Here is a 24,095-nt window from a genome sequence, read left to right as displayed (position 1 = left end):
TTATAATAAAATCTACCTTTGCTGTTGATAATACTCAATAAGTTGATTAAAATATACAACTTCTTTTTTAAATGATGTTATAGGGGAAATATTTAATGATTAAGCATATGAAGAGATGTATTTTTACGAAAGTAAATTTCATGGCACTGTTCCTATTCGCAGTGCTGATGGTTGCTTGTACGACGGATGTGTATGAGCCGAAGCCGGATCCTGCTCCAGGGCCGAAGCCGGAACCTGAGAATCCGGAAAATCCAATTGTGGACATAGTAAACTCGATATCCAAGTCGAGAAACTTGACTGTAAATATAGTCGATGCTTATGATGGAAAATATTATTATACAATAGAGGCCTTTGCTGGCAATCCAGCTATTGATGAAAGGGCGAGATTGCTGGCAGGACAGAAAGTGAATAGTAAAGTTCCATTTAACGTGAATATAAGTATTCCGGATTCTGAAAATGAAATCTTTATACGTCAAACTGATCCCTTTAAGAGAAAAAGAGTTTATGCTTTTCCTGTTCAAGATGGTGATATGGTTTGTAATTTGGGTTCGATTGCCAATACTAAAAGCTCTTCTGGTTCAGTGTTGCGTAGCGCAAGTTACGAAATGCCAGAGGTTGATTTTAGTCCGTCAGGTGCGACTGCGATTAGTGGAAAGCAACAAATTAAAACTGGAGGAAAATATATCGTAAACAAGGATGCAAAGTTGAATATAAGTTCTTTACCGGGAGAGGGGAATTTTAGCTTATATATAAAAGGTGAAGCCAAACTAACCACTGATTACTTAACTTTGCAGAATAATGCGAAGATTTATATATTAAGTGATGGCGAGTTGACTGCTGGTAAAAACAATATAGTATTGAACTGTGTGGGTAACGCTCAAATAGCGGTAGAAAAGGATGGCTTTTTAGGAGATGATGATGACGAAAAATTGAGCTTGTCTTTCACGGATCAATCAAGATTGATTAATCATGGAGATGTTGAGTTGAATGGAAAGAAGGCAAATGGAAATTATTCTTTGGCTTTAACTTCAAGTGCTTCAATTTATAATGATGGAGAAATGGACATTACAGGTGGGCTGTCTACTACTGATAGAACAAACCTCATTGTAAATTATGGAGAATTTGATATAGAGAAAACATTGATGTTAACAAATGGAGAGATATATAACGCTTGTGTTTTTGAGACGGATATATGCGATGTTAACGGTGGAACTATAATTTTAGCTTCCTATTCTGGTTTTGAGTGTGATAAATTTACGGCTGGTGGTTTGCACATGTATATGGATGCGTTTTCCATTTTTGATTGTACTGATGATGATAAAGATGCTGGAGTGCATTTTACGACGCAAACAAATTACATATCAGGTACGTCTGATAGCCCGGAATATGCGTTGTTTAGAGCAAATAAGGTAATATTAGGTGGTTGGAATAGTGTAGAGTATTCAGGTATGCTTGAGATCGAATGTGATCATCATGACAAGAATGTAAACTATTATAAACTGAATGCTCCGGCTACATTTGCGCAAGGACAAGCATCTGTAGAGATAGATGAAGATGATTGTAATAAAAATTCAGGAAATCAGAATCCGGGAGAAGGAGATGGAGATCAAGATCCGTCGTATGAAGAAGTTGAGACTTTACCTTATACTTATTTATTTGAGGATAATTGGCCTACTACCGGCGATTATGATATGAATGATTTGGTAATAGGTATCCAGATAAATAATAAAAAGATCGGGGGCAAGACGGAGTCTGCTAAAATCATCTATACGCTATATGCCACCGGCGCTACAAAGCAAATTGGGGTTGGTTTCCAATTGGATGGTATTCCCGCTTCGGCGGTTTCTGGCGCTGAGCAAGGACAGACGAATGCTGTGATCCAGTTGTTCTCGGATGCACATTCTCTATTAGGTAGCTCGGAAAGAACACCTATTAATACTTATAAGATAACAGCTGAGCCTGTAGTGAACGAAGTGACAGTTAATTTCAATACACCTATTGATGGAGTCATGAACGTTAATAATTTTAATCTCTTTATTGTTACCAATGGCTTTGATTCTGATCGTAGAAATGAAGTTCATATAGCGGGTTATAAAGGTACGGATAAAGCCGCATCTAGTGATAATAGTACGGCAGACTATGTGTCGAATGAGACTGGTTTGATGTGGGCTTTAAGTATACCTTCACAAGATTTCGCTACTTATCCTAAAGAGACGATTCGTATCGATGATGCTTATGAGGGTTTCGGGAGTTGGATTAAAGGTGATAATACGCCGGGGTGGTATTTAAATTATGTAGAGGACAATGTAATAAAATATGATCTCTTTACAAACAAAACAGAATGAAGAACTAGTTATGCGGAGGATGTGCTTTAAGGCACATCCTTTTGTTGTTCAATAAATAATATATCGATTCTATGATTGGCAACCAATGATGATGAATGTCTTGCCAACGCCAAAATGACGCTGTATTGACAAGGTTGTGGATTACTGAATGTTTATAGGGGATAGGTGAATAATAAAACTTCAATGATATGAAAACAATGATTAAATCAACAATGAAATGTGTCGCTATCGCGCTTTGCGTTCTATTGGCGGCATGTACTACCGATGTGTACGAGCCTGAGCCGGATCCGGTTCCGCCTACTCCGGAAAAACCAGATCCATCTTTGCCTGATGATTTCAATCAGTCTACCGCCACTATTCACCAAGTGACTTTGACCGTAGAGGTGAATGATGAGTTCAATGGCCAGTATGATTACCAAGTATGGGTATATGACGTGAATCCTTTCTATGCCGATGACGCTGAGCCATTATATGGTGGTGTGGCCAACGGGAATAAGCCGTATGTTCGCACGATGACATTGCCTCGAGCTTTGGAAACGATTTACATTATGCAAATCGATCCCCAAAAAGGAAAATCGGTGAAGAACGTATTAGTAGATCCCTCAATGAAGGATCTGGCTTTCGATTTTAAACCGGCTTCTGCCGTTGGTACGACAACTAAATCTTTATTGAGAAGTTCGGAAGATAATTATAATTCAGGAAAAGCTAAACTGATCACTGCCGAGGAATTTTTTAATAGGGCTATGAAGGGGCAGGGTAATGTTACTTTGTATGAAGGGATGTATAAGCTTGCTGCTGGAAATGATACTTATGATGCGAGCACTCTAACCTTGATAGGAAATGTGACATTATATGTAGAAGGAACATTGTCAGTCTCGATTCTTAAAGGAAGTAGTGGAGCTACTATTGTTTTGGAAAAGAGTGGTAGGTTGAATATCCTTGAAGCTAATGGAGAATCACAAGGTGACGGCGCTAAGTTGGTTGTGAAAAGTGGAGCGAAGTTCGGTGAGCCGGATGCTCTTTCTGAACCCGCTTATAAATTAGTTGATTATGATCTTGAGAACTATGGAGAGGTAATTCTTTCTGGATATAGAGCGAAAGATCATGCTGTTGCTCTAATAAATTATGGTACGATTAAGGCTACTAATATTAATATGACAGGGAAAAATGGTAGTGCTGGCGGATCTATAGAGAATCATTGTAAGATTTCTGTTGAAGCCGGACTTTCACTTTACAATGTTAGTATGTACTTGGCTGAGTCTACTCTGCTTGAAGCAAGGTATATGGATGCGAAAGAAATTGAGTGTGAAATGGGAAATTACTCGATTTTCAGAATTACGGATCTAGGTGATGCGGCAGGAAACTATTTGGCATCTTTTAAAAGTTGGAATAAGATAGAGTGTAAGGATTCAGATTATGCGTTATTAGATTTCACGCAAACTAAATTATTGGAAGGAACGCTTTCGTTGGATGGGAATTTGCAATTGTTGGGAGACTTATGGAAAGGGAATGAATTTTCGAAAAATCTAACGTTGTCTGGTGGAAGTAAGCAGGTTGATAAAAACGCTTCAATTGCGATTCCTGCGGGCGATTGCACGGGTAATGGTAATCAAGGTCCGACAGATCCTCCTTCCAACCCGGATTATCCAATCGAGGTTCCCAATGGCACTTACTATACGTTCGCTATGGAGGATAACTGGCCCGCTTTTGGTGATTATGATATGAATGATTTGGTTTTGGGAATTAGTAGCCAACTTGAACTGGGAAGATCTGGGAACGTAGATGGAATGGTTTTAGTTGTTGATCTTATTGCGGTAGGGGCGACAAAGACATTAGGGGCCGGTATTCAATTTGATAAATTAGTCGCGACTAAATTCAGCGGGATTTCCGTTCCGGCAAGTTTGTTTGTCAATAATAATTATTTTGAATCAGCCGGAGACATAGAGCCGAATCCTTCAGCGGCGGTGTTACCTTTGTTTGATGATGCGCATTGGATATTAAGCGGATCGCAGGAGCGGACAATGCTGAATACCTCAAATGCCTCTAAAACATTTTATCCGGTACGTACGATCATGTATGAATTGACTTTTGCCGGTGGCGTATCACAAGATGATTTGGATATGTCTGCTTTGAACTTCTTTATCGTGAATGGCGGAAATACAAACAACCGTTCAGAAGTACATTTAGCAGGCTATAGACCGACGGATAGAGTGAAAACGGAAACAAATGGTTATATCGCCAATGATCCGAATAACTCAGATAAGACAATGTGGGGGTTTATAATTCCTACGGAGTTTAAATACGTGGCGGAAAATAATTCTATAAATGATGCCTATCCAGAATTCTCAAAGTGGTCCATAAGTTCAGGCGAACAATATAAAGATTGGTATGAACATCCTAATATGGATCATGTATTTAAACCGAAAAAAACTGAGTAAGGAATAAGAAATAAAAACGGATTGCCGGGATCTTATCCTAAGCAATCCGTTTTTTTTATTTTGGTGTTAATCCAGCATCAAACTCATATAAGCCATCCTCCCCTGATAACCCATCAACTGTCGTGTTAGCGTTTGGTTATCCATTTGTTCCAAATCTTTTTTGGAGACAGGGCTTTCGTGTTGTTTGGATAGCCAGAGGTGGATCATGCGTTTCGTGTCGATGATGCGGGCCATACCCATAGGTAAGGTACCCGGAGGGGTGGGAGGGGTATTGACCGTCGCTTGCGATATGTTATTTTGCAGGGTAAGCTCTTGCAATAGTAATTCCTTGATCTCTTCCGAGTCGTAAAGAAGTTCCTTGATAAAAAGCTTTTTGTCGGACGGCGCTGTACCCGCCTCAAGAGGCAGTGCGAAAGCCATGCCAACCACCTTCTCGTTCTCGTCCAAGGCCGTGTACATCCCCCCGTTATCTAATTGCAGATCACGAAGTATCGTGATGAAATCATCCTGCGAGTGCAAGATACAGGAAGGGCGTTCACGTAATTTGCGGTTGAAATAAGCGAACAATTCGTCGGTTGTCGGTACCTCCGGTTGGATAACCGTTATCTTCGGGAGTTGAACCGGCGTATTCGGGCGGATATATGTCTCTACGGAATAATCGAATGCCTCGGTATAACCCTGTTCCCTATAATAGTCGAATAGCCAAGGATCGGCAGGGATTAAGGCGGAGATAGCGATCTCACGCCGTTCCATTTCCTCGAATGTCTCTTGCAAGAGTTGTCGCATAAGCCCTTGCCCTCTTTCTTCCGGAGTCGTGCACGCCCCAGAGATATAGCCTACCGAGATCTCGGTACCCAAATAAGTCATCGTATGAGGAACTATCTGCAAGGCAGATACTATTTTACCGTCCTTCTCGATGGTCATTGCGTTCTCGTCCTTGTAAACACGATCAAAATAAAGGCTGATAAATGCCTCGGAATCCCTGAAGCAGGTACGCCATAAGTTTACGATTTGTTGTTTCTTGTCCATAATTTATTTAGTTTGCGTAAGTTGCTTTTTTATTGCGGCACTCTTCTCTAATAGTATGGTAGGCTGATAAGAAAGCTTCGCTTGGCGCAACCCCGGTATGCCGAGATCCTCCTCCCGGTTCACGTAAGTATACTGTTCCGGAAGGTGAGAGGCGAACTCTTGGTTGATCACCGTATATGCTCCGTCAAAATTCACGTCCGCTTTTTCCACGTGTACTCCGAATGTATTATGATTGATGGGTGCCCCGAAAGAGAAAGCGATAATTTCGTTATCAACCCGGAGAGCGCCACCGATCAGGCCTAGGCTGTCAAAATGATGCAAGGCATAGGTAAGGGAGCGACGTTCATCATTAAGCTCTTCCTCGTCATTATCTCCATTGTTCGCCTTATACCATTTACATTCCAGTTTCAGGCATTGCGGTACGATATCTGGCGTGATAGGGACATACTCGTACGAATATTGTTTCTTGAAATTATTGATATGATTACGTTTGGATTGGTATTTCTTACCCCGTAAGGTTGCTAAATCCTCCCGTAAATAAATGTAATCGAAATAATCCCGTTCTGGGATATAAAAAAAACTTCCGGGAAGTGCGCCTTCCAGTTGCTCCTTGGCGTCGGGGGTGATACCAAGCATACAGAGCGGATGTCCATATTTTAAGGAATCCTCTTCCAGCAAACGAACGGCACCCGCTAAATCTCCATCCCCGACAGGCATCATATAGGCGAAACGGCTCTTGTCCTCGATCATAAAACGGATTAATAAATAGCCATCCACGATAGCGAATTCACTGTCATATAAGAAACGCCAACTGCACATGTTCGCGAATGAGAAATCACAATTGCGATAATCGCTGGGAAATGTAAATGAGGTTATGATCTCTTTGTCTTCTAACCTAATCGGTTTAAACGGTATATCCATAAATTTTCTTGTACTGTTTTACAACTGCAAATATAAAACTAAAATGCATGTGCGAATGTTTAGAATGGGAATAATAAAGGTGATATAAATACCATCACGATTCCCATCACGATTTGTAAAGGTAACCCTACCTTTACATAGTCCATAAATGTATATTTTCCGGTGGACTTAACGAGTGCGTTAGGTGGCGTAGAGAAGGATGAGGCGAAGCATATTGTCCGTTATTTTGTTGTTTCGGGAAAAATGGCTAAACTTATAGGTTGAACAGCCATTTTGTAAAATAGGGGCTGGAGCTATTTTTGCAATATGAAATTCGCAACAATTAGGTTAAAACGAATGTTATTTTAATGTCTAACGAAAAGAAGATAAATCAGAGATGAAAAAGTACGATGCGATTATTATTGGTTTTGGGAAAGGTGGAAAAACCTTGGCGGCGGATTTGGCCAACCATGGATGGAATGTAGCTGTGGTGGAGCGTTCGACGGGTATGTACGGAGGTACTTGTATCAATATCGGCTGTATACCGACGAAAGCGCTTGTACATTACGCTCAAGTGACAGGGTATCGCAGACCTTCTACCTTCGAGCAATATGCGGAGGAGTTTAAGCAGGCGATCCTCGCCAAGGAGAAACTGACCTCTTTGCTTCGTGAGAAGAATTTCAAGAATCTGGATGATCGGGAGACCGTAACGGTCTATACCGGAGAGGCTTCTTTTCGTTCCCCTTATGAGATTGTCGTGAAAACGGATACGGACTCTTTCTTGCTGGAAGGCGAGAAGATATTCATCAATACCGGAGCCACGACGATTATTCCTACGATAAGCGGTATCGAGGATAATCCTTACGTATATACAAGTACTTCCATTATGGAACTGGAGAAACTGCCACGGCATCTGGTTATTGTCGGAGGCGGATATATCGGGCTGGAATTCGCTTCCATGTTCGCCGGTTTTGGGTCGAAGGTAACGATCTTGGAGGCAGGGGAGGTGTTCATCCCTCGTGAGGACCGGGACATCGCCGATTCGGTGAAGTCCACGCTAGAGAAAAAAGGGATCACCATTCATTTGAACACGGTTGTGCAGACGATTGAGCAGGATGTTGAGCGGGCTGCGGTGATCTGCCGTAACGCTATCTCGGGAGATACCTTGCGACTGGAAGCCGAGGCGGTGCTTTTGGCTACCGGTCGTAAACCGAATACGGAAAGCCTAAATCTGCAGGCCGCCGGAATACAGACGACTAATCGTGGCGCTATCGAGGTGGATAGTAAGTTGCGTACCAATATCCCTAATATCTGGGCGATCGGGGATGTACATGGCGGATTACAATTCACCTATCTGTCTTTGGATGATTACCGTATTATCCGGGAAGAGCTGTTTGGTAATGGTTTCCGGAGCTTGGACGATCGGGAAGCAGTGGCTTATTCCGTATTCATCGATCCTCCGTTGGCCCATGTCGGGTTGAACGAGACGCAAGCCCGTAAGATGGAGAAAAATATAAAGGTGGCCAGCCTGCCTGCCGCCGCTATGCCTCGTACCCGTACCATCGAGCAGACGGATGGCTTGCTGAAAGCCGTGGTAGATGCGGATACCGGGAAGATCCTAGGATGTACCTTATTCTGCGCCGAGTCCAGCGAAGTCATAAATACGGTTAGCTTGGCGATGCGTCTCGGGCAAGATTACACATTCCTTCGGGATTCGATATTCACCCATCCGTCGATGAGTGAGGCTTTAAATGATTTATTTGGATTAATAAAATAAAAACATAAATATGAAAACATCAAATATTGGATTAATCGGCTTGGCTGTGATGGGCGAGAACCTTGCGTTGAATATGGAAAGTAAGGGGTTCGCCGTATCCGTTTATAATCGTACAGCGCCGGGAGAGGAAGGCGTGGTAGACCGCTTCATGAGCGGTCGTGGAAAAGGAAAGGATTTTATAGGAACCCATACGATACAGGAATTTGTTGAGTCTATCGAGCGTCCTCGCAAGATTATGCTGATGGTAAAAGCGGGTGCCCCGGTGGATGAGCTGATGGCTCAATTGATTCCTTACTTATCACCCGGCGACGTGATTATTGATGGTGGTAACTCGGATTTCCATGATACGGAACGCCGGGTGAAGGAGATGGAGGCGCATGGGATGTACTTCGTAGGTACCGGAATCTCCGGAGGCGAGATCGGAGCCTTGTACGGGCCTTCCGTGATGCCGGGTGGTTCGCCTGCCGCTTGGCCTTTGGTGAAGGATGTCTTGCAAAGCATCGCCGCCAAGCTGGACGACGGGACGCCTTGTTGCCAATGGATTGGTCCGGGTGGAGCCGGCCATTTCGTGAAAATGGTACACAATGGTATCGAGTATGGAGATATGCAGTTGATTTCCGAGGCGTATTCCTTATTGAAGAATCGTCTGGATCTGGACAATGAGGCCTTGGCTCGTATCTTTGAGGATTGGAACACGGGAGAGCTGGATAGCTACCTGATCGGTATTACGGCCGATATTCTCCGCTTCAAGGACGAGGCGGGGGAGGGCTACCTGCTAGATAAGATATTGGATGCCGCCGGCCAGAAGGGTACCGGTAAATGGAGCGCTATCGCCGCTATGGACGAGAATGATCCGCTGACATTGATTACCGAGGCTGTTTATGCCCGTATGCTTTCTTCCATGCAGGAAGAACGGAAAAAAGCGTCCTCGCTTTATCCGAAGAGTGGCGTGCTGGGGCAGACCTTGATCTCGGAGAAAGAGATCAAGCAGGCTTTGTATGCCGCTAAGTTGGTTTCCTACGCGCAGGGATTCTCTTTGTTGTACCAAGCTTCTAAGCGATATGATTGGCAGTTGGATTACGGTACGATCGCCAAGATTTGGCGGAAGGGATGTATCATACGCTCTGTCTTTTTGGAGAAAATTACGCAGGCTTATGAGAAGAACCGGAATCTGGAGAACCTCTTATTCGATGAGTTCTTTATTCAAAAGATCGAGTCTTCCTTGTTGGCTTGGCGGCAAGTGGTAGCCGAGGGTGCCTTGCATGGAGTGGCTTTGCCGGCGATGAGCTCGGGGTTGAGCTATTTCGATGGACTGTCTACCCCGCATTCCGCCGCTAACTTGATTCAGGCCCAGCGGGATTATTTCGGGGCTCATACTTATGAGCGGGTCGATTGGGAGCGTGGTAAGTTTTTCCATACCAACTGGACGGGTGAGGGAGGAAAGACGGTTTCTGGAACTTATAACGTATAAAGACATGAAGAAAGCAGATAATCAATTATTAGTTATATTCGGGGCGTCGGGCGATCTTACCAGTCGCAAGTTGCTTCCCTCTTTGTTCGAGTTATATGTTCGTGGCTTGCTACCCGACCGCTTCTGCATCTTGGGAGCCGCCCGTACCGCTTATGGCGATGAGGAGTTCCGTGCGGAGCAACATACGCATATCTTGGAGGCACAGAAGGGAAAGACCTACGACGAGGGCTTGATCGATGACTTCTTGGAGAATGTTTATTACCTCGCCTTCGATTCCACCAACGCCGATGAATACTACAAATTGCGTGAGCGCATCGAGTTCTTGCAAGAGAAACACGACTTGCCGGATAAGATCATCTATTACTTGGCTACCCCGCCGGTGATGTACGAGATCGTCCCGCAATGTTTGCTGGAGAGTGGTTTGAACAAGACCGAGTCTCCGGATGGTTTCCGGCGGATCATCGTGGAGAAGCCGTTTGGCACCAGCTTGGAGTCTGCCCGCCAGTTGAATGATCATTTACGACATATCTTCCATGAGGAGGAGATTTATCGTATCGACCATTATCTGGGGAAAGAGACCGTGCAGAATATCTTGGTATTGCGTTTCTCGAACGGTATTTTCGAGCCATTGTGGAATCATAATTATATCGATTCCATCGAGATCAGCGCTACTGAGACCTTGGGGGTGGAGAATCGAGGGAAATATTATGATGGAGCCGGGGCGATGCGGGATATGATCCAGAATCACTTAATGCAATTGATGTCGTTTATCGCCATGGAATCTCCCTCTATATTCGAGCCGGAACCGATTCGTGACGAGATCGTGAAAGTATTCCGCTCCATACGCCCGTATACGGTGTTGGATATGGATAAGATGGTTGTCCGTGGACAATATATCGGTTATCGGGAAGAGAAGAACGTAGCTCCCGACTCGAATACCGAGACGTATGTGGCGATGAAATTCTTTATCGATAACTGGCGCTGGAGCGGTGTGCCCTTCTATTTCTATACGGGAAAGAAGTTGCCGGAGAAGTCATCGGAGGTAGTGATCCACTTCAAGTCTACGCCCCATCAACTGTTTGTCGGTCAATGTTCGGGAGGTTCCTGCAATAAATTGACCATCCGTATCCAACCGAACGAGAGTATATCCTTGAAGTTCGGGCTGAAAATGCCGGGAGCCGGTTTCGAGGTGAAGCAAGTCAGCATGGACTTCCGCTACGATTCCCTCTCGAAGAGCTATCTTCCTGACGCTTACGAGCGTCTGTTGCTGGATGCCATGCTGGGCGATTCCACCCTGTATGCTCGTAGCGACGCTTTGGAGGCTAGTTGGAAATTTATCGATCCGATCTTGCTCCATTGGAAAGAGGAGGGTTCGAAGAACTTATTCTTCTATGAGCCGGGCGAGGACGGACCGGAGGAAACTGTTATTTTAGGTGCGGAAAAGAAAGTCTGCGCCTGCCAAAGAAGATAATTTTATGGAAATAAAGAGATATAATGAGATGAAAGAGGCGCTTCGGTCGATGACGGAGGACATGATGGCGATGATTCGCCGAAAAGACTTCGCTCCGTTTAACCTAGCGCTCTCGGGAGGGGAGACGGCGAAGCATATGTTTTCCCTCTGGGTAGATGAGTATAAGGATAAGATTGACTGGAATAACATCCGTTTCTTCTGGGTGGACGAGCGTTGCGTTCCACCAACGAGTCCGGATAGTAATTACGGTCATGCGAATCATTTGCTTTTTAAGCCTTTGTGTATCCCGGCGGATCATATCCACCGGATCAAGGGCGAGAACGAGCCGGGTACCGAGGCGATGCGTTATTCATGGGTCGTAAAGGAATTCTTGCCGTTGTTCAATCAAATGCCTACGTTCGATTGCATCATCCTCGGCGTAGGTGAGGATTCCCATACGGCATCCATTTTCCCTACCACCATGGAGTTATTGTCGGATAGCCGTAACTATGCGGTATCCCAGCAACCTTCTACCGGCCAATACCGGATCACCATGACGGGACCGCTTATCTTGAACGGCGCCCCCTTATTGGTCCCGATACTGGGCACGAACAAGGAACCCGTAATCCAGAGGCTCTCCAAGGGTTATTCTCCTTCAAACGACACGCCTGCCGCTTATATCTTATCGCATGCCGTACAGGCTACGATTTATGGGCTGAACCCATGATTTTGCTACATGCCGAGCCCTTCCCAAAAACATGTACGTGTTTTCGAAAAAACACGTACATATACTCCTCTCCTTGGAGAAGATATACTGCAAGTACCCTAGGAGATATACTTCACCGTCCAAGTAAGTACTACTTCTCGTGATATCCTATTAGTATATACAAGACTGTTGCCCACATTTAAAGTGAATGTATTTGTTGGATTCATGTTTTTTTGCGAAGTTTGTTGCTTGAAAAGTAAGCTTTGAGACATGAATATGAGAAATATTGTATTGTGTATATTATATTTGTTTTTGGTGCCGATGGGAGGGTTTGCCCAATCTGAGGTCGTTGTCTTGTATCCCGATACTGAAAATAAGGATTTGGATGAAGCTGTATACCAAAAAATCTTTTTGGCCGGCACGATCGATATGGGGAAAAGTGTGGATTGGCAGAAGGCTACCTGTGACTGGTTCCGGGCGCTTCCGGAGGGACGGTATCTCTTGTTCAATCCTCGTAGGGATAAAGGGTTGAGCGGGGAGATGTCCGATTTTGAGCATCAAGTGAATTGGGAACTGGAGCATCTGGAGAAAGCCGATCTGATTATCATGAACATTCTGGCGAGCAGCAAATCCCCGATAACTTTATTGGAGATGGGGCTGTTTATGCGCTCAGGAAAGTTGCGGGTGATTTGCGAGCCCGGCTTTTACCGGTATGATAATGTGCGCTTAACTTGTGCGCGCTATGGCATCCCATTGTATCAGAATATGGACGATTTTTTGAAAACCATGCGCTAATCTATTATTATTTGTTTAACTTTGTATAGTTTTAGGGACGGTGTGGAATCGATCCTAAGCGAATATTGTCGAACAAAATGGAAAGAATATGAAAGGTATAGTTTTAGCCGGAGGATCGGGTACCCGCTTGTATCCGATCACTAAAGGAGTTTCCAAGCAACTTCTACCTATTTATGATAAGCCGATGATTTTTTATCCGGTATCCGTGCTCATGCTGGCGGGGATACGGGAGATTCTTATTATATCGACCCCGCAGGATTTGCCGGGCTTTCGTCGTTTACTGGGCGATGGCTCCGATTATGGCGTTCGTTTTGAATATGCCGAGCAGCCTTCGCCGGACGGATTGGCGCAAGCTTTCATCATTGGAGAGCGCTTTATTGGCGATGACTCCGTTTGCTTGGTACTTGGCGATAATATCTTTTACGGACAGAGCTTTACCCGTATGTTAAAAGAGGCCGTTGACAAGGCGGAGAACGAACAAAAAGCGACCGTGTTCGGTTACTACGTAAACGATCCGGAACGCTATGGCGTGGCCGAGTTCGATGCGGATGGGAACGTCCTCAGTATCGAGGAGAAACCGAAGGAACCGAAGTCGAATTACGCCGTGGTAGGATTGTATTTCTATCCGAACAAGGTGGTGGGCGTGGCCAAGAATATCAAGCCATCCGCCCGTGGAGAGCTGGAGATCACTACCGTGAACCAGTGGTTCTTGAAGGATGGGGAGTTGAAAGTGCAGCTATTGGGACGTGGATTCGCTTGGTTGGATACCGGGACTCACGACTCGTTGTCTGAGGCATCTACTTTCGTGGAGGTGATCGAGAAGAGACAGGGACTGAAGGTGGCTTGTCTGGAGGAGATCGCTTTCAAGCAAGGATGGATTGATGAGAAGCGACTTGAGCAAGTGGCTTTGCCGATGATTAAGAATCAGTACGGCCAGTATTTGATGAGGTTGATTAATAAGTAGAAGTAGTTCAGAATACGAGATATCGATGGAAAAAGACAGTAAAATATTTGTTGCCGGTCACCGGGGCTTGGTAGGCTCCGCCATTCTGAATAATTTGCGTAGCAAAGGGTATACGAACTTTCTGCTTCGTACGCATGCGGAACTGGATCTGACGGATCAAGCCGCTGTGAACGAGTTTTTTGCCGCTGAACGGCCGGACTATGTGTTCTTGTCGGCGGCGCACGTCGGCGGTATCATGGCGAACAGTCTGTACCGTGCCGATTTTATCTACAATAATTTGATGATCCAGAATAATGTCATTCATGCCTCTTGGAAAAACAATGTAAAGAAATTATTATTCTTGGGAAGCACCTGCATCTATCCTCGTGAGGCTCCGCAGCCGATGCCGGAGGATTGCTTGCTGACATCTCCCTTGGAATATTCCAACGAGCCTTATGCGATCGCCAAGATAGCGGGTATCAAGATGTGCGAGAGTTACAACCTGCAATACGGTACGAACTATATCGCCGTGATGCCTACTAACCTCTACGGGCCGAATGATAATTTCAATCTGGAGACCTCGCATGTGTTGCCAGCCATGATCCGTAAGATCCATCTGGCGAAATGCCTGCATATGGGAGATTGGGAGGCCTTGCGTAAGGATATGGACACTCGTCCGGTAGAGGGCGTGTCTGGGAAGGCCTCCGAGCCGGAGATACTCTCCGTATTGGATAAACAGGGTATCCGTCCGGGCGAGGTGGAGCTGTGGGGAACCGGCAAGCCGCTTCGTGAGTTTTTATGGAGCGAGGAGATGGCCGATGCTTCTGTTTATATCATGGAACACGTGGATTTCGAGGATGTCCGCCAGAAGGAGGGCGAGGTCCGGAATACACATATTAATATAGGTACGGGTATCGAGCTTTCGATCCGTGAGGTCGCCGAACTGATCCGGCGAGAGATCGGGTTCGAGGGCGAGTTGAGGTTTAACTCGTCCAAGCCGGACGGTACGCTTCGTAAGCTGACAGATGTAAGCAAGTTGCATGCCTTGGGTTGGCGCCATACGATCGAGATCGAGGAGGGCGTGAAGCGACTCTATGAATGGTACTTGGGAATTGAAAAATGAGAATTGAAAATTGAAAATTAGAGAAATGGGCAAAGTAGCGTTAATAACGGGTATTACGGGACAGGATGGGGCTTATCTTACTGAGTTCTTGATTAAGAAAGGATATACGGTACATGGTATCAAGCGTCGTTCTTCCATGTTCAATACGGATCGTATCGATCATTTGTATCAAGACCCGCATGTGGAAAACCGTAATTTGATTCTGCATTATGGCGATTTAACGGATAGTTTGAATCTTACACGTATCATTGGCGAGGTTCAACCGGACGAGATCTATAATCTGGCCGCCATGAGCCATGTAAAAGTAAGTTTCGACACTCCCGAATATACGGCGAATGCGGATGGTTTGGGCGTATTGCGTATCCTAGAGGCGGTCCGCTTGCTGAACTTGATCCCGAAGACACGTATTTATCAGGCATCTACATCCGAGTTGTATGGCTTGGTGCAAGAGGTGCCGCAGAGGGAGACTACTCCTTTCTATCCGAGAAGCCCTTATGCGGTAGCGAAACTATACGGTTACTGGATTACGGTGAATTACAGGGAGGCCTATCATATGCACGCTTCCAATGGCATCTTGTTTAATCACGAGTCTCCATTAAGGGGAGAGACATTCGTGACCCGTAAGGTAACCCGGGCGGTTTCACGTATCGTTTTGGGTATGCAAAAAAAGGTTTATATGGGTAATCTTTCCTCCAAACGGGATTGGGGACACGCAAAAGATTACGTGCGTGCCATGTACGCTATTTTGCAACAAGATGAACCCTCGGACTATGTCATAGCTACCGGGATTACTACAACGATTCGGGACTTTATCCGTATGGCTTTTGAGGAAATTGGCGTGGGAATCCGCTTTAAAGGAGAAGGGATAGACGAGGTCGCTATCTTAGAGTCGATAGACGAGGAGTTGTTCGTCAAGAAGGTTGGTGATGCCTATCTGGAAAACTTTAAGAAACGTGTGGGTGAGGAAGTTGTAGGAGTAGATCCGCAGTATTTCCGCCCTACGGAAGTAGAGTTGCTGATCGGTGACGCTACGAAGGCACGTACTCGTTTAGGGTGGGAACCGGAGTATTCATTAGCGGCTTTAATTGAGGATATGATGAAGAACGATATAAAACTAATGAAGAAGGAGTCTTATCTGAAAGAGGGGGGCTATAAAATTTTGAACTATTTCGAGTGAGTTCGAAACAATTTGAAGATTTTATTTGTTGTAATTACAAAAAGAGTTAATTTTGTATCAATTTTAAGATATTAGGTAATTGATTGTTTAATTAAAATGTTGAAAATATGAAGACTAAGGTTTTACTTTTAGCTTTGTTATCAGGTTTTGTATTCTCTGTGGCAGCACAGGAATATCAACCGCAGGTGGGGTTCAGCAATGAGGCTGGTTATAAGACTAATTTCAAGAAGAATAAAGCTCGTGACAATTGGTTTATTTCAATTGCGGGTGGAGCCAGCGTATTGTTAGGAGACCAAAATGGAGAGGCTGATTTCAAGAATCGTTTAAACTTCGCTCCACAAGTATCTTTTGGTAAGTGGTTTAATCCGTATTTAGGATTCCGTACCCAGTTAAATGGTGGTATTATCCACGGTTTTGAAGGTGATGGCGCACAGTTTATGCAACATAATAAATATGTAGCCGCTCACGTAGATTTGTTGTGGGATGTTACTAACTTCTGGGCTCCTTACAGAGAATCTAAAGTGTTCCGCTTGATTCCTTGGGTCGGTTTTGGTTATGCGCAGCGTTTCAAGACTACAGAGTCTTATGATCGTCCAAGAACGGAGTCTCCTACGTTGAACGCTGGTATCTTAACCGCTTTCCGTTTGAGCAAACGTGTTGATTTGAATGTTGAGATCCAAGGTTCTTTGTTGAACGAGCAGTTTAACCGTGTCGAGATGAATCACCTGACAGATGGTATCGTTCAGTTGAGCGCTGGTTTGACATTCAAATTGGGTAAGACAGACTTCGAGGTATTGGAGCCGATGGATTACGCTTTGTTGAACGACTTGAACGGCCAGATCAACTCTTTGCGTGCTGCTAACGATGAGTTGAGCAAACGTCCGGTTTCTTGCCCTGAGTGCCAAGAGACAGTTACTGAAGTTGTAAATAACTACGTTGACAATGTGGTTTACTTCCGCATCAACAGCGCTAAGATCGACAAGAACCAGCAGATCAATATCTATAACACTGCTGAGTTCATGAAGAACAACAACGCTCCGATCAAGGTAGTTGGTTACGCTGACAAGAAGACGGGTACTTCTGATTATAACATGGGTCTTTCTGAGAAACGTGCTAGAGCGGTCGCTAAGGAACTTATCGATAAATACGGTATCTCTTCTAGCCAGATCACTATCGAGTGGAGAGGTTCGGACGAACAACCTTATGGCGAAAATAGCTGGAACCGTGTAGTAATTATGAGCGCTAATAATTAATTTACGAATTAATACTTTAAAAAGGCCGTACTTCTAAGTGCGGCCTTTTTTTTGCGCCGAAAAATACTTACTTTTGTGAGAATTTATCGAATTGCTATGATATTGAACAAAAAACATGGTTATTTAATCCAATGGCTGATTGGTGTAGGAGATTTGATCGTATTGAATCTCTTGTTTATGGCCGTTTTTCATCTGCTTGGCCCGAAATACACGGAAGCGATATCCTATAATTTGAGAGAGGTTATTTTGTTATTGAATTTCTGTTATTTCTTCTCTTTATATTTTATCCCGATTCAATTGCATCAGGCGGTCGTGTTTATCGACAAGATTGTGCAACGGGCGTTCGGATTGGTTACCGTACTTATCTTTTTATTCGCTACTTGCTTGATCTTCTTGAATGTAGGGGATATTCTGGCTACCTTCCTCTTGGTCTATTACGGGGTTTCTATCATCTTGTTTTCGCTTTGGCGGGTTTTTGTGCGCTTATCTTTAAAGTTTTATAGGCGAAAAGGCTATAACTTTAAGAAGGTGGTGATTGTGGGTGCGGGAAAGAATGGTATGGAGCTTTACCAAGTTATGAAAGATGATTTGAGCTATGGGTTTAGTGTAAAGGGGTTCTTTGATGACAATGACTCGTTGAAAGACGTTTTACCTAATTATTTGGGTAAGACGAGTGAGGTGGAAGCGTATGTGCTGGAGCATGATATCGATGAGATTTATTGTACCTTGCCGGGTACGAACAACGGAAAGATCGTGCGGCTTCTGAATTTCGCCGAGAAGAAGATGGTGCGTTTCTATATCGTGCCCGAGTTTTACCGGGATGTAAAGAAGAGTATGGTGATGGAGGTGATGGAATCGATCCCATTGCTGACGGTCCGCCGGGAGCCTTTGCAATCCGCCTATAACCGGTTCTTGAAACGGACGTTCGATATATTTTTCTCTTTGGTGATTTTGCTCACGATTTATCCGATCCTGTACATCGTGGTCGGTATAATGATCAAGTTAAGCTCACCCGGCCCGATTTTGTTTAAGCAGAAACGTACGGGATTGTATGGGCATGACTTCGAATGTTTCAAATTTCGTACGATGAAGGTGAATGCGCAGGCTGATACCTTGCAGGCCGTTAAGAACGATCCTCGGAAGACCCGGATCGGCGATTTCTTGCGCCGGACGAATCTGGATGAGTTCCCTCAGTTCGTGAACGTCTTGCTGGGCGATATGTCCGTGGTAGGCCCTCGTCCGCATATGTTGAAGCATACCGAGCAGTACTCGGCGTTGATCGATAAGTATATGGTGCGGCATTTGGTGAAACCGGGAGTAACGGGGTGGGCGCAAGTCACCGGTTACCGGGGTGAGACCAAGACGCTGGAGCAGATGGAAGGACGTGTGAAGAGAGATGTGTGGTATATAGAGAATTGGACGTTTTTCCTTGATTTAAAGATTATTGTGGTTACGGTACTGAATATGTTCAAGGGAGAGAAGAATGCGTATTAATCCGATTTGTTGCACACTTTTTGCGGATTTGTGTAATCTGTATTTATATTTATGCTATATTCGCGCTCGATGGGAAGAATAATTGCAATAGATTACGGCCGGAAACGTACGGGGATAGCCGCTACGGATATTTTACAAATGATCGCTAACGGCGTGGCGACAGTCCCAAGTGGAGAGGTTGTGAAATACCTGTCGGATTACATATCGCGGGAACCGGTGGATTTATTTGTGGTCGGGCTTCCAAAGCAAATGAACAATGAGCCTTCTGAGAACATGAAGTATGTGGAGGCGTTCGTGACCCATCTGAAAAGGACGATACCAAGTATTCCGGTAACTTATTACGACGAGCGGTTCACGTCGGTCTTAGCTCATAAGGCCATGTTGGAAGGCGGTTTAAAGAAAAAGAAACGGCAAGATAAAGGATTGGTCGATGAGATTAGCGCCGTTATTATTTTGCAAGCTTATTTAGAAAGTAAAAAATATCAGTTATAACTTATGATTTTACCCGTATTTTTATATGGTCAGCCCGTACTAAGAAAAGAGGCTGAGGATGTACCTAAAGATTATCCCGACTTGAAACAGTTGGTTGCCAATATGTTTGAAACGATGTATAATGCCGATGGGGTAGGGCTTGCCGCTCCTCAGGTGGGCTTGTCTATCCGTTTGGTGGTTATAGACGGTGATGTGATGGGAGATGACTTCCCTGAATGCAAGGGTTTCAAGCGTGCGTTGATTAATCCCGAGTTTTTGGAACGTAGCGAGGAGGAAATAGCTATGGAGGAAGGCTGCTTGAGCCTGCCGGGTATACACGAGAAAGTGTCTCGCTCGAAAACGGTTCGTGTGAGATATTGGGATGAGAATTGGGAGGAGCACGAGGAAGTGGTGGAAGGTTTTGCCGCCCGTATCGTGCAGCATGAGTGCGAGCATCTGACGGGGCATGTCTTTATCGACAATGTCTCCGCTATTCGCCGCCAATTGAACAAAGGCAAATTAAATAGTATTATTAAAGGGACGGTTCGTTGCTCTTACCGGGCAAAAGCCGTTGGTAAATAATAAATCTATAAATAATCAATATGACAGATTTAAGTAAAAACATTGAGGCCCTCAGGGAAAAGAAAGCCGTTATCGAGATGGGCGGTGGTGAGGCTGCTATCGAAAAGCAAGTGGCGATGGGTAAGCTTACTGCCCGGGAGCGTATCTTGGCTTTGTTGGATAAGAACTCTTTCCATGAGTATGACATGTTCGTGAAACACGATGGCCGTGATTTCGGTATGGAGAAGAAGGTTCTGCCGGGTGATGGTGTGGTTACCGGTACGGGTACGATCTTTGGTGCCCCGGTTTGCATCTATGCGCAGGACTTTACGGTTGCCGGTGGTTCGTTAGGTTTGCAGCATGCTCGTAAGATCACCAAGATCATGGATCATGCGTTGAAGATGAAATGTCCGATCATCGGAATCAATGACTCGGGTGGCGCGCGTATCCAAGAAGGTGTTGGTGCTTTGGCTGGTTATGGTGAAATATTCTATCGCAATACGATCGCCTCGGGCGTGATCCCTCAGATTTCCTTGATCCTCGGTCCTTGTGCCGGTGGTGCCGTTTATTCTCCGGCGTTGACGGACTTCGTGTTTGTGGTTGAGAACATCTCTAAGATGTTTATCACGGGACCGAACGTTATCAAGACCGTGCTGGGTGAGGATATCTCAATGGAAGACCTTGGTGGCGCACGTGTTCATGCAGAGACTACAGGTAACGCTCATTTCTATGCCTTGAGCGAGCAAGAATGTTTCGATCAGGTGAAACGTTTGGTTAGCTTCATCCCTTGGAATAATCAGGAGCGTGCGAAAGTGGTTGAGCCGAAAGAGCCGTCCGCTATGCTGAATATCGAGCAAGTAGTTCCGGCGGACCCGAAACAGCCGTATGATGTGCGAGACGTTATCAGATGTATCGTCGATGACTCGGACTTCTTGGAGATTCAAGAGTTGTGGGCCGCTAATATTGTGATCGGTTTTGGCCGTATGGCAGGAGAAACGGTAGGTTTCGTTGCCAATCAACCGATGGTTCTGGCCGGCGTGCTTGATTGTGATAGCGCTGACAAGGCCGCTCGTTTCATCCGTTTCTGCGACTCATTCAATATTCCTATCATCACGTTGGAGGATATGCCGGGTTATCTGCCGGGCGTAGATCAAGAGCATGCGGGTGTGATTCGTCATGGGGCTAAGGTTCTGTATGCGTATTCGGAAGCTACTGTTCCTAAGATCACGGTTATCTTGCGCAAGGCGTACGGTGGAGGTTATATAGCTATGAACTCCCGTCACTTGGGCGCTGACTTCATGTTCGCTTGGCCGAGCGCGGAGATCGCTGTTATGGGTCCGGAAGGTGCAGCTAACATCATATTCCGCAAGGAGATCATGGAGGCGGAAGATCAGAACGCTATGCGTCAGGAGAAGGTGAAAGAATATATCGAGAAATTCGCGAACCCGTACGTGGCGGCTTCCAAGGGATTTATCGACTCTGTGATCGAACCGAAAGAAACCCGTTCATTATTGCTACACGCACTGAAGCTTTCCATTCTAAAAGAGGAATACAGACCGGCCAAGAAGCACGGTTTGCCTCCGTTCTAAATTGATGAGAGTATGGAAAAGAAACACCAGCAAGAAGAATATGTAGACTTTGTGGTGACGGCACGTAAATATAAGACGTTGCTGACAGCGAAGTATAAGAGCCGACCGATGTGGCATAAGCCGTCGGCTGGTGACGTGGTTTCTCATCTTCCCGGAACGATTATCAAGATTATGGTAGAAGAAGGACAGGCTGTGGAGGCTGGGCAACTTCTGCTAATCCATGAGGCGATGAAAATGCAGAACCGGGTGGTCGCTCCCATATCGGGAGTCGTTGTCGAGCTCAATGTAAAAGAGGGCGATAAGATAACGAAGAATCATTTAATGGTAAAAATAGAGTCTAAGTAAGATAATTTACTTATTTTTGCCTCTCAATCATTTTTAATAGGATGAAGAAGGCAACACTCTTTTTGATATTACAGATATTTACGATTTCGCTTTTTGCGCAGATTAATACGGACCGTGTATTGGCTATTGGCAGGAACGCCCTTTATTTTGAGGATTATGTTCTTTCCATTCAGTACTTCAATCAAGTTATCAAATCCAAACCTTGGTTGGCGGAACCCTATTTTTACCGTGCGGTGGCGAAGATAAATCTGGACGATTTTAAGGGGGCCGAGGAAGACTGTACTTTATGTCTTCAGCGGAACCCTTTTTTAACGCAAGCGTATTACGCTCGCGGCATCGCCCGTCAAAGTCAGGAGAAATACGACGAGGCGATCGACGATTACCAGAAAGGACTTGAGTTCAAACCCGAGGACCGCCAGATGCTGGTGAATATGGCGGTGGCTTTTATCCAGAAAAAAGACTACAACGGGGCGGAGAAGACATTCGATGATTTAATGACCGCCCATCCGAAATATTCCATGAATTATATGACACGGGGCGCTATGTATCTGGAGAAAGGGGATACGTTGAAAGCCTTGGCCGATTATAATAAGGCGATCGAGATGGATCCTTATTATGCGCCGGCGTATGGCAATCGTGCGATCCTTCATTATCAAATGGATGATTATAAGGACGCTCTGGCCGATTTGAACGAGGCTCTACGTCTGGATACCCGTGAGAGCGGATATTATATTAACCGGGGGCTAGTTCGTTATCAGATGAATGACTTGAGAGGTGCGATGGCCGATTACGATCAGGTGATCAGCATGGATAGCCGGAACTTGATCGCACGGTTTAACCGGGGGTTGCTTCGGTTCCAAGTCGGGGATAATAACCGGGCTATCGAGGACTTCGATGTCGTTATCCAGCAAGAGCCAGATAACTATATGGCTTATTACAACCGTGCGTTGCTCCGTTTCGAGACGGGCGACTACCGGGGGGCCGTGCAGGATTACGACGTGGTCTTGAAGCAATATCCTACTTTCCTGCCAGGCTTTGTGAGCCGTTCGGAAGCAAAGCGTAAGCTAGGTGATAACGTGGGGGCAGACCGTGATTATTGGGCAGCCATAAAGATGGAGGAGCAGGCCAAGAACGGACAGCTCCCGAAGACATCGTCTTCTGGCTCCAATACAGCGGTGAACGGAGATACCAAGACGGACGATTCGGAGGAGAATACTCGTGAGCAATCCGATAAGAATATCAATAAGTTCAACCGCTTGGTGGTATACGATAAGGAGCAGGAGCGTAAAAGTAAATACCAAAGTGAGGTCCGTGGGCGTGTACAAGACCGGAATGTCCATGTGGATCTGGAACCCCAGTTTGTCTTGACCTATTACGAGAAGGCGGATCCCGTAAAGAAACTTGTTTATTACGACAAGATGGTGGAGGATTACAATGGCCAGATGGTCTTGAAGCGTAAATTGCGTATCACGAACGAGGAGGCCGCTTTGACTGAGGACCAAATCGCCGTGCATTTCGCCTCCATCGACGAGTATTCGGCGGAGATCGAGCGTGATCCGAACAACGCTAACGCTTATTTTGGCCGTGCGATGGACTTCATGTTGGTGCAGGATTTCTCGGAGGCGATCAAGAATTTCTCGGAAGCGATCGAGCGAGACCCGTCGTTCACGATGGCTTATTTCAATCGTGCCGTGGAACGTTATAAGCAATTGATGTACACCCAATCCCAGCAGGCTAGCAAGGATACGTACGACTTGAGTGGCTCGGGAATGAACTTGAATATTGGTAAGTCCGCACAGTCGCAGGTAAACGCCAACACCTCGGTGGACCTCCGGAGCGCTATGCTGAAGGATAATAAGCGAGCCTATGAGCATGAGCAGATCATGAGGGATTACGATATGGTGATCAAGCTGAACCCGGGTTTTGTGTACGCTTACTTTAACCGTGCGAATCTGCGTTGCGCCCAGCGTGATTTCCGTGCCGCTATCGTTGATTACAACGAGGCGATCGAGCGGGACCCTGAATTTGCCGAGGCTTACTACAACCGTGGGTTAGCCCGTCTGTCGCAAGGTGACGTGAACCGGGGCATCGCCGACTTGAGCAAGGCAGGGGAATTGGGTATCTACAACGCCTATAGTATCATCAAGCGAATGACAAGCCGGTGATAACGCAAATTATTCGAGTTAAATGTTTCGCTGATAGAAAAGAAATATTAACTTTGTGGGCTG

General features: G+C 45.4%; 19 protein-coding genes. 17 read left to right on the top strand and 2 right to left on the bottom strand.

Going from position 1 to position 24,095, the window contains the following annotated elements:
• Window positions 1–107: 107 nt before the first annotated feature.
• Both DW033_RS01445 and DW033_RS01440 read left to right on the top strand, forming a co-directional pair.
• Window positions 108–2,345, top strand: a complete 2,238-nt coding sequence (locus DW033_RS01445) for an LruC domain-containing protein (protein ID WP_158595231.1) — start codon at window positions 108–110, stop codon at window positions 2,343–2,345.
• Window positions 2,346–2,533: 188 nt separating this feature from the next.
• Window positions 2,534–4,783, top strand: coding sequence for an LruC domain-containing protein (locus tag DW033_RS01440; protein WP_233554116.1), 2,250 nt, complete (start codon window positions 2,534–2,536; stop codon window positions 4,781–4,783).
• 66 nt (window positions 4,784–4,849) lie between these two features.
• Here DW033_RS01440 and DW033_RS01435 read toward each other — a convergent pair whose 3' ends face one another.
• Window positions 4,850–5,812: a GNAT family N-acetyltransferase gene (locus DW033_RS01435; protein ID WP_057328375.1), complete on the bottom strand. Its 963-nt coding sequence runs from the start codon at window positions 5,810–5,812 to the stop codon at window positions 4,850–4,852.
• A 3-nt stretch (window positions 5,813–5,815) separates the two neighbouring features.
• A complete protein-coding gene (locus DW033_RS01430; RefSeq protein WP_008772425.1) occupies window positions 5,816–6,733 on the bottom strand; it encodes a DUF2156 domain-containing protein in 918 nt (305 codons plus the stop codon).
• Window positions 6,734–7,109: 376 nt separating this feature from the next.
• Here DW033_RS01430 and DW033_RS01425 point away from each other — a divergent pair, with 376 nt between their 5' ends.
• From DW033_RS01425 to DW033_RS01355, 15 genes are all read left to right on the top strand, one after another.
• Window positions 7,110–8,489 carry an FAD-dependent oxidoreductase gene (locus DW033_RS01425; protein ID WP_008772423.1) on the top strand — a complete coding sequence of 460 codons (1,380 nt, stop codon included), beginning with the start codon at window positions 7,110–7,112 and terminating at the stop codon, window positions 8,487–8,489.
• A 10-nt stretch (window positions 8,490–8,499) separates the two neighbouring features.
• Entirely contained in the window at window positions 8,500–9,960 is a 1,461-nt protein-coding gene (gene gnd, locus DW033_RS01420) for a decarboxylating NADP(+)-dependent phosphogluconate dehydrogenase (RefSeq protein ID WP_122382316.1), read from the top strand.
• Window positions 9,961–9,964: 4 nt separating this feature from the next.
• On the top strand, window positions 9,965–11,431 hold the full coding sequence (gene zwf, locus DW033_RS01415) for a glucose-6-phosphate dehydrogenase (RefSeq protein WP_005857714.1): 1,467 nt from the start codon (window positions 9,965–9,967) through the stop codon (window positions 11,429–11,431).
• Window positions 11,432–11,435: 4 nt separating this feature from the next.
• Complete coding sequence (gene pgl / locus DW033_RS01410; RefSeq protein WP_008778414.1) at window positions 11,436–12,137, top strand: 6-phosphogluconolactonase; 702 nt, start codon at window positions 11,436–11,438, stop codon at window positions 12,135–12,137.
• Window positions 12,138–12,386: 249 nt separating this feature from the next.
• A complete protein-coding gene (locus DW033_RS01405) occupies window positions 12,387–12,911 on the top strand; it encodes a nucleoside 2-deoxyribosyltransferase domain-containing protein (protein ID WP_122144215.1) in 525 nt (174 codons plus the stop codon).
• A gap of 88 nt (window positions 12,912–12,999) precedes the next feature.
• Window positions 13,000–13,875, top strand: coding sequence for a glucose-1-phosphate thymidylyltransferase RfbA (gene rfbA / locus DW033_RS01400; protein WP_008772418.1), 876 nt, complete (start codon window positions 13,000–13,002; stop codon window positions 13,873–13,875).
• Between the two features lie 25 nt (window positions 13,876–13,900).
• On the top strand, window positions 13,901–14,977 hold the full coding sequence (locus DW033_RS01395) for a GDP-L-fucose synthase (RefSeq protein WP_122382315.1): 1,077 nt from the start codon (window positions 13,901–13,903) through the stop codon (window positions 14,975–14,977).
• Window positions 14,978–15,002: 25 nt separating this feature from the next.
• Window positions 15,003–16,154 carry a GDP-mannose 4,6-dehydratase gene (gene gmd, locus DW033_RS01390; RefSeq protein WP_048928227.1) on the top strand — a complete coding sequence of 384 codons (1,152 nt, stop codon included), beginning with the start codon at window positions 15,003–15,005 and terminating at the stop codon, window positions 16,152–16,154.
• A 107-nt stretch (window positions 16,155–16,261) separates the two neighbouring features.
• Window positions 16,262–17,407 carry an OmpA family protein gene (locus DW033_RS01385; protein WP_005857701.1) on the top strand — a complete coding sequence of 382 codons (1,146 nt, stop codon included), beginning with the start codon at window positions 16,262–16,264 and terminating at the stop codon, window positions 17,405–17,407.
• Between the two features lie 96 nt (window positions 17,408–17,503).
• Window positions 17,504–18,901, top strand: a complete 1,398-nt coding sequence (locus DW033_RS01380; RefSeq protein WP_005862993.1) for an undecaprenyl-phosphate glucose phosphotransferase — start codon at window positions 17,504–17,506, stop codon at window positions 18,899–18,901.
• A gap of 69 nt (window positions 18,902–18,970) precedes the next feature.
• Complete coding sequence (gene ruvX / locus DW033_RS01375) at window positions 18,971–19,393, top strand: Holliday junction resolvase RuvX (RefSeq protein ID WP_008772415.1); 423 nt, start codon at window positions 18,971–18,973, stop codon at window positions 19,391–19,393.
• A gap of 3 nt (window positions 19,394–19,396) precedes the next feature.
• Window positions 19,397–19,954: a peptide deformylase gene (gene def / locus DW033_RS01370; protein ID WP_005857695.1), complete on the top strand. Its 558-nt coding sequence runs from the start codon at window positions 19,397–19,399 to the stop codon at window positions 19,952–19,954.
• 20 nt (window positions 19,955–19,974) lie between these two features.
• Window positions 19,975–21,522, top strand: coding sequence for an acyl-CoA carboxylase subunit beta (locus tag DW033_RS01365; protein ID WP_005857693.1), 1,548 nt, complete (start codon window positions 19,975–19,977; stop codon window positions 21,520–21,522).
• Between the two features lie 12 nt (window positions 21,523–21,534).
• The gene (locus DW033_RS01360) at window positions 21,535–21,867 is read left to right on the top strand and encodes an acetyl-CoA carboxylase biotin carboxyl carrier protein subunit (protein ID WP_005857691.1); all 333 of its coding nucleotides are present in this window, start codon (window positions 21,535–21,537) and stop codon (window positions 21,865–21,867) included.
• Window positions 21,868–21,908: 41 nt separating this feature from the next.
• The gene (locus DW033_RS01355; protein ID WP_122382314.1) at window positions 21,909–24,032 is read left to right on the top strand and encodes a tetratricopeptide repeat protein; all 2,124 of its coding nucleotides are present in this window, start codon (window positions 21,909–21,911) and stop codon (window positions 24,030–24,032) included.
• Window positions 24,033–24,095 lie beyond the last annotated feature (63 nt).

Source organism: Parabacteroides sp. AF39-10AC (assembly GCF_003635405.1).
GTDB classification, from domain to species: Bacteria; Bacteroidota; Bacteroidia; order Bacteroidales; family Tannerellaceae; genus Parabacteroides; species Parabacteroides distasonis.
Note: the sequence above shows the minus strand (reverse complement) of the source record. Positions and strands in the feature narration are given on the sequence as shown.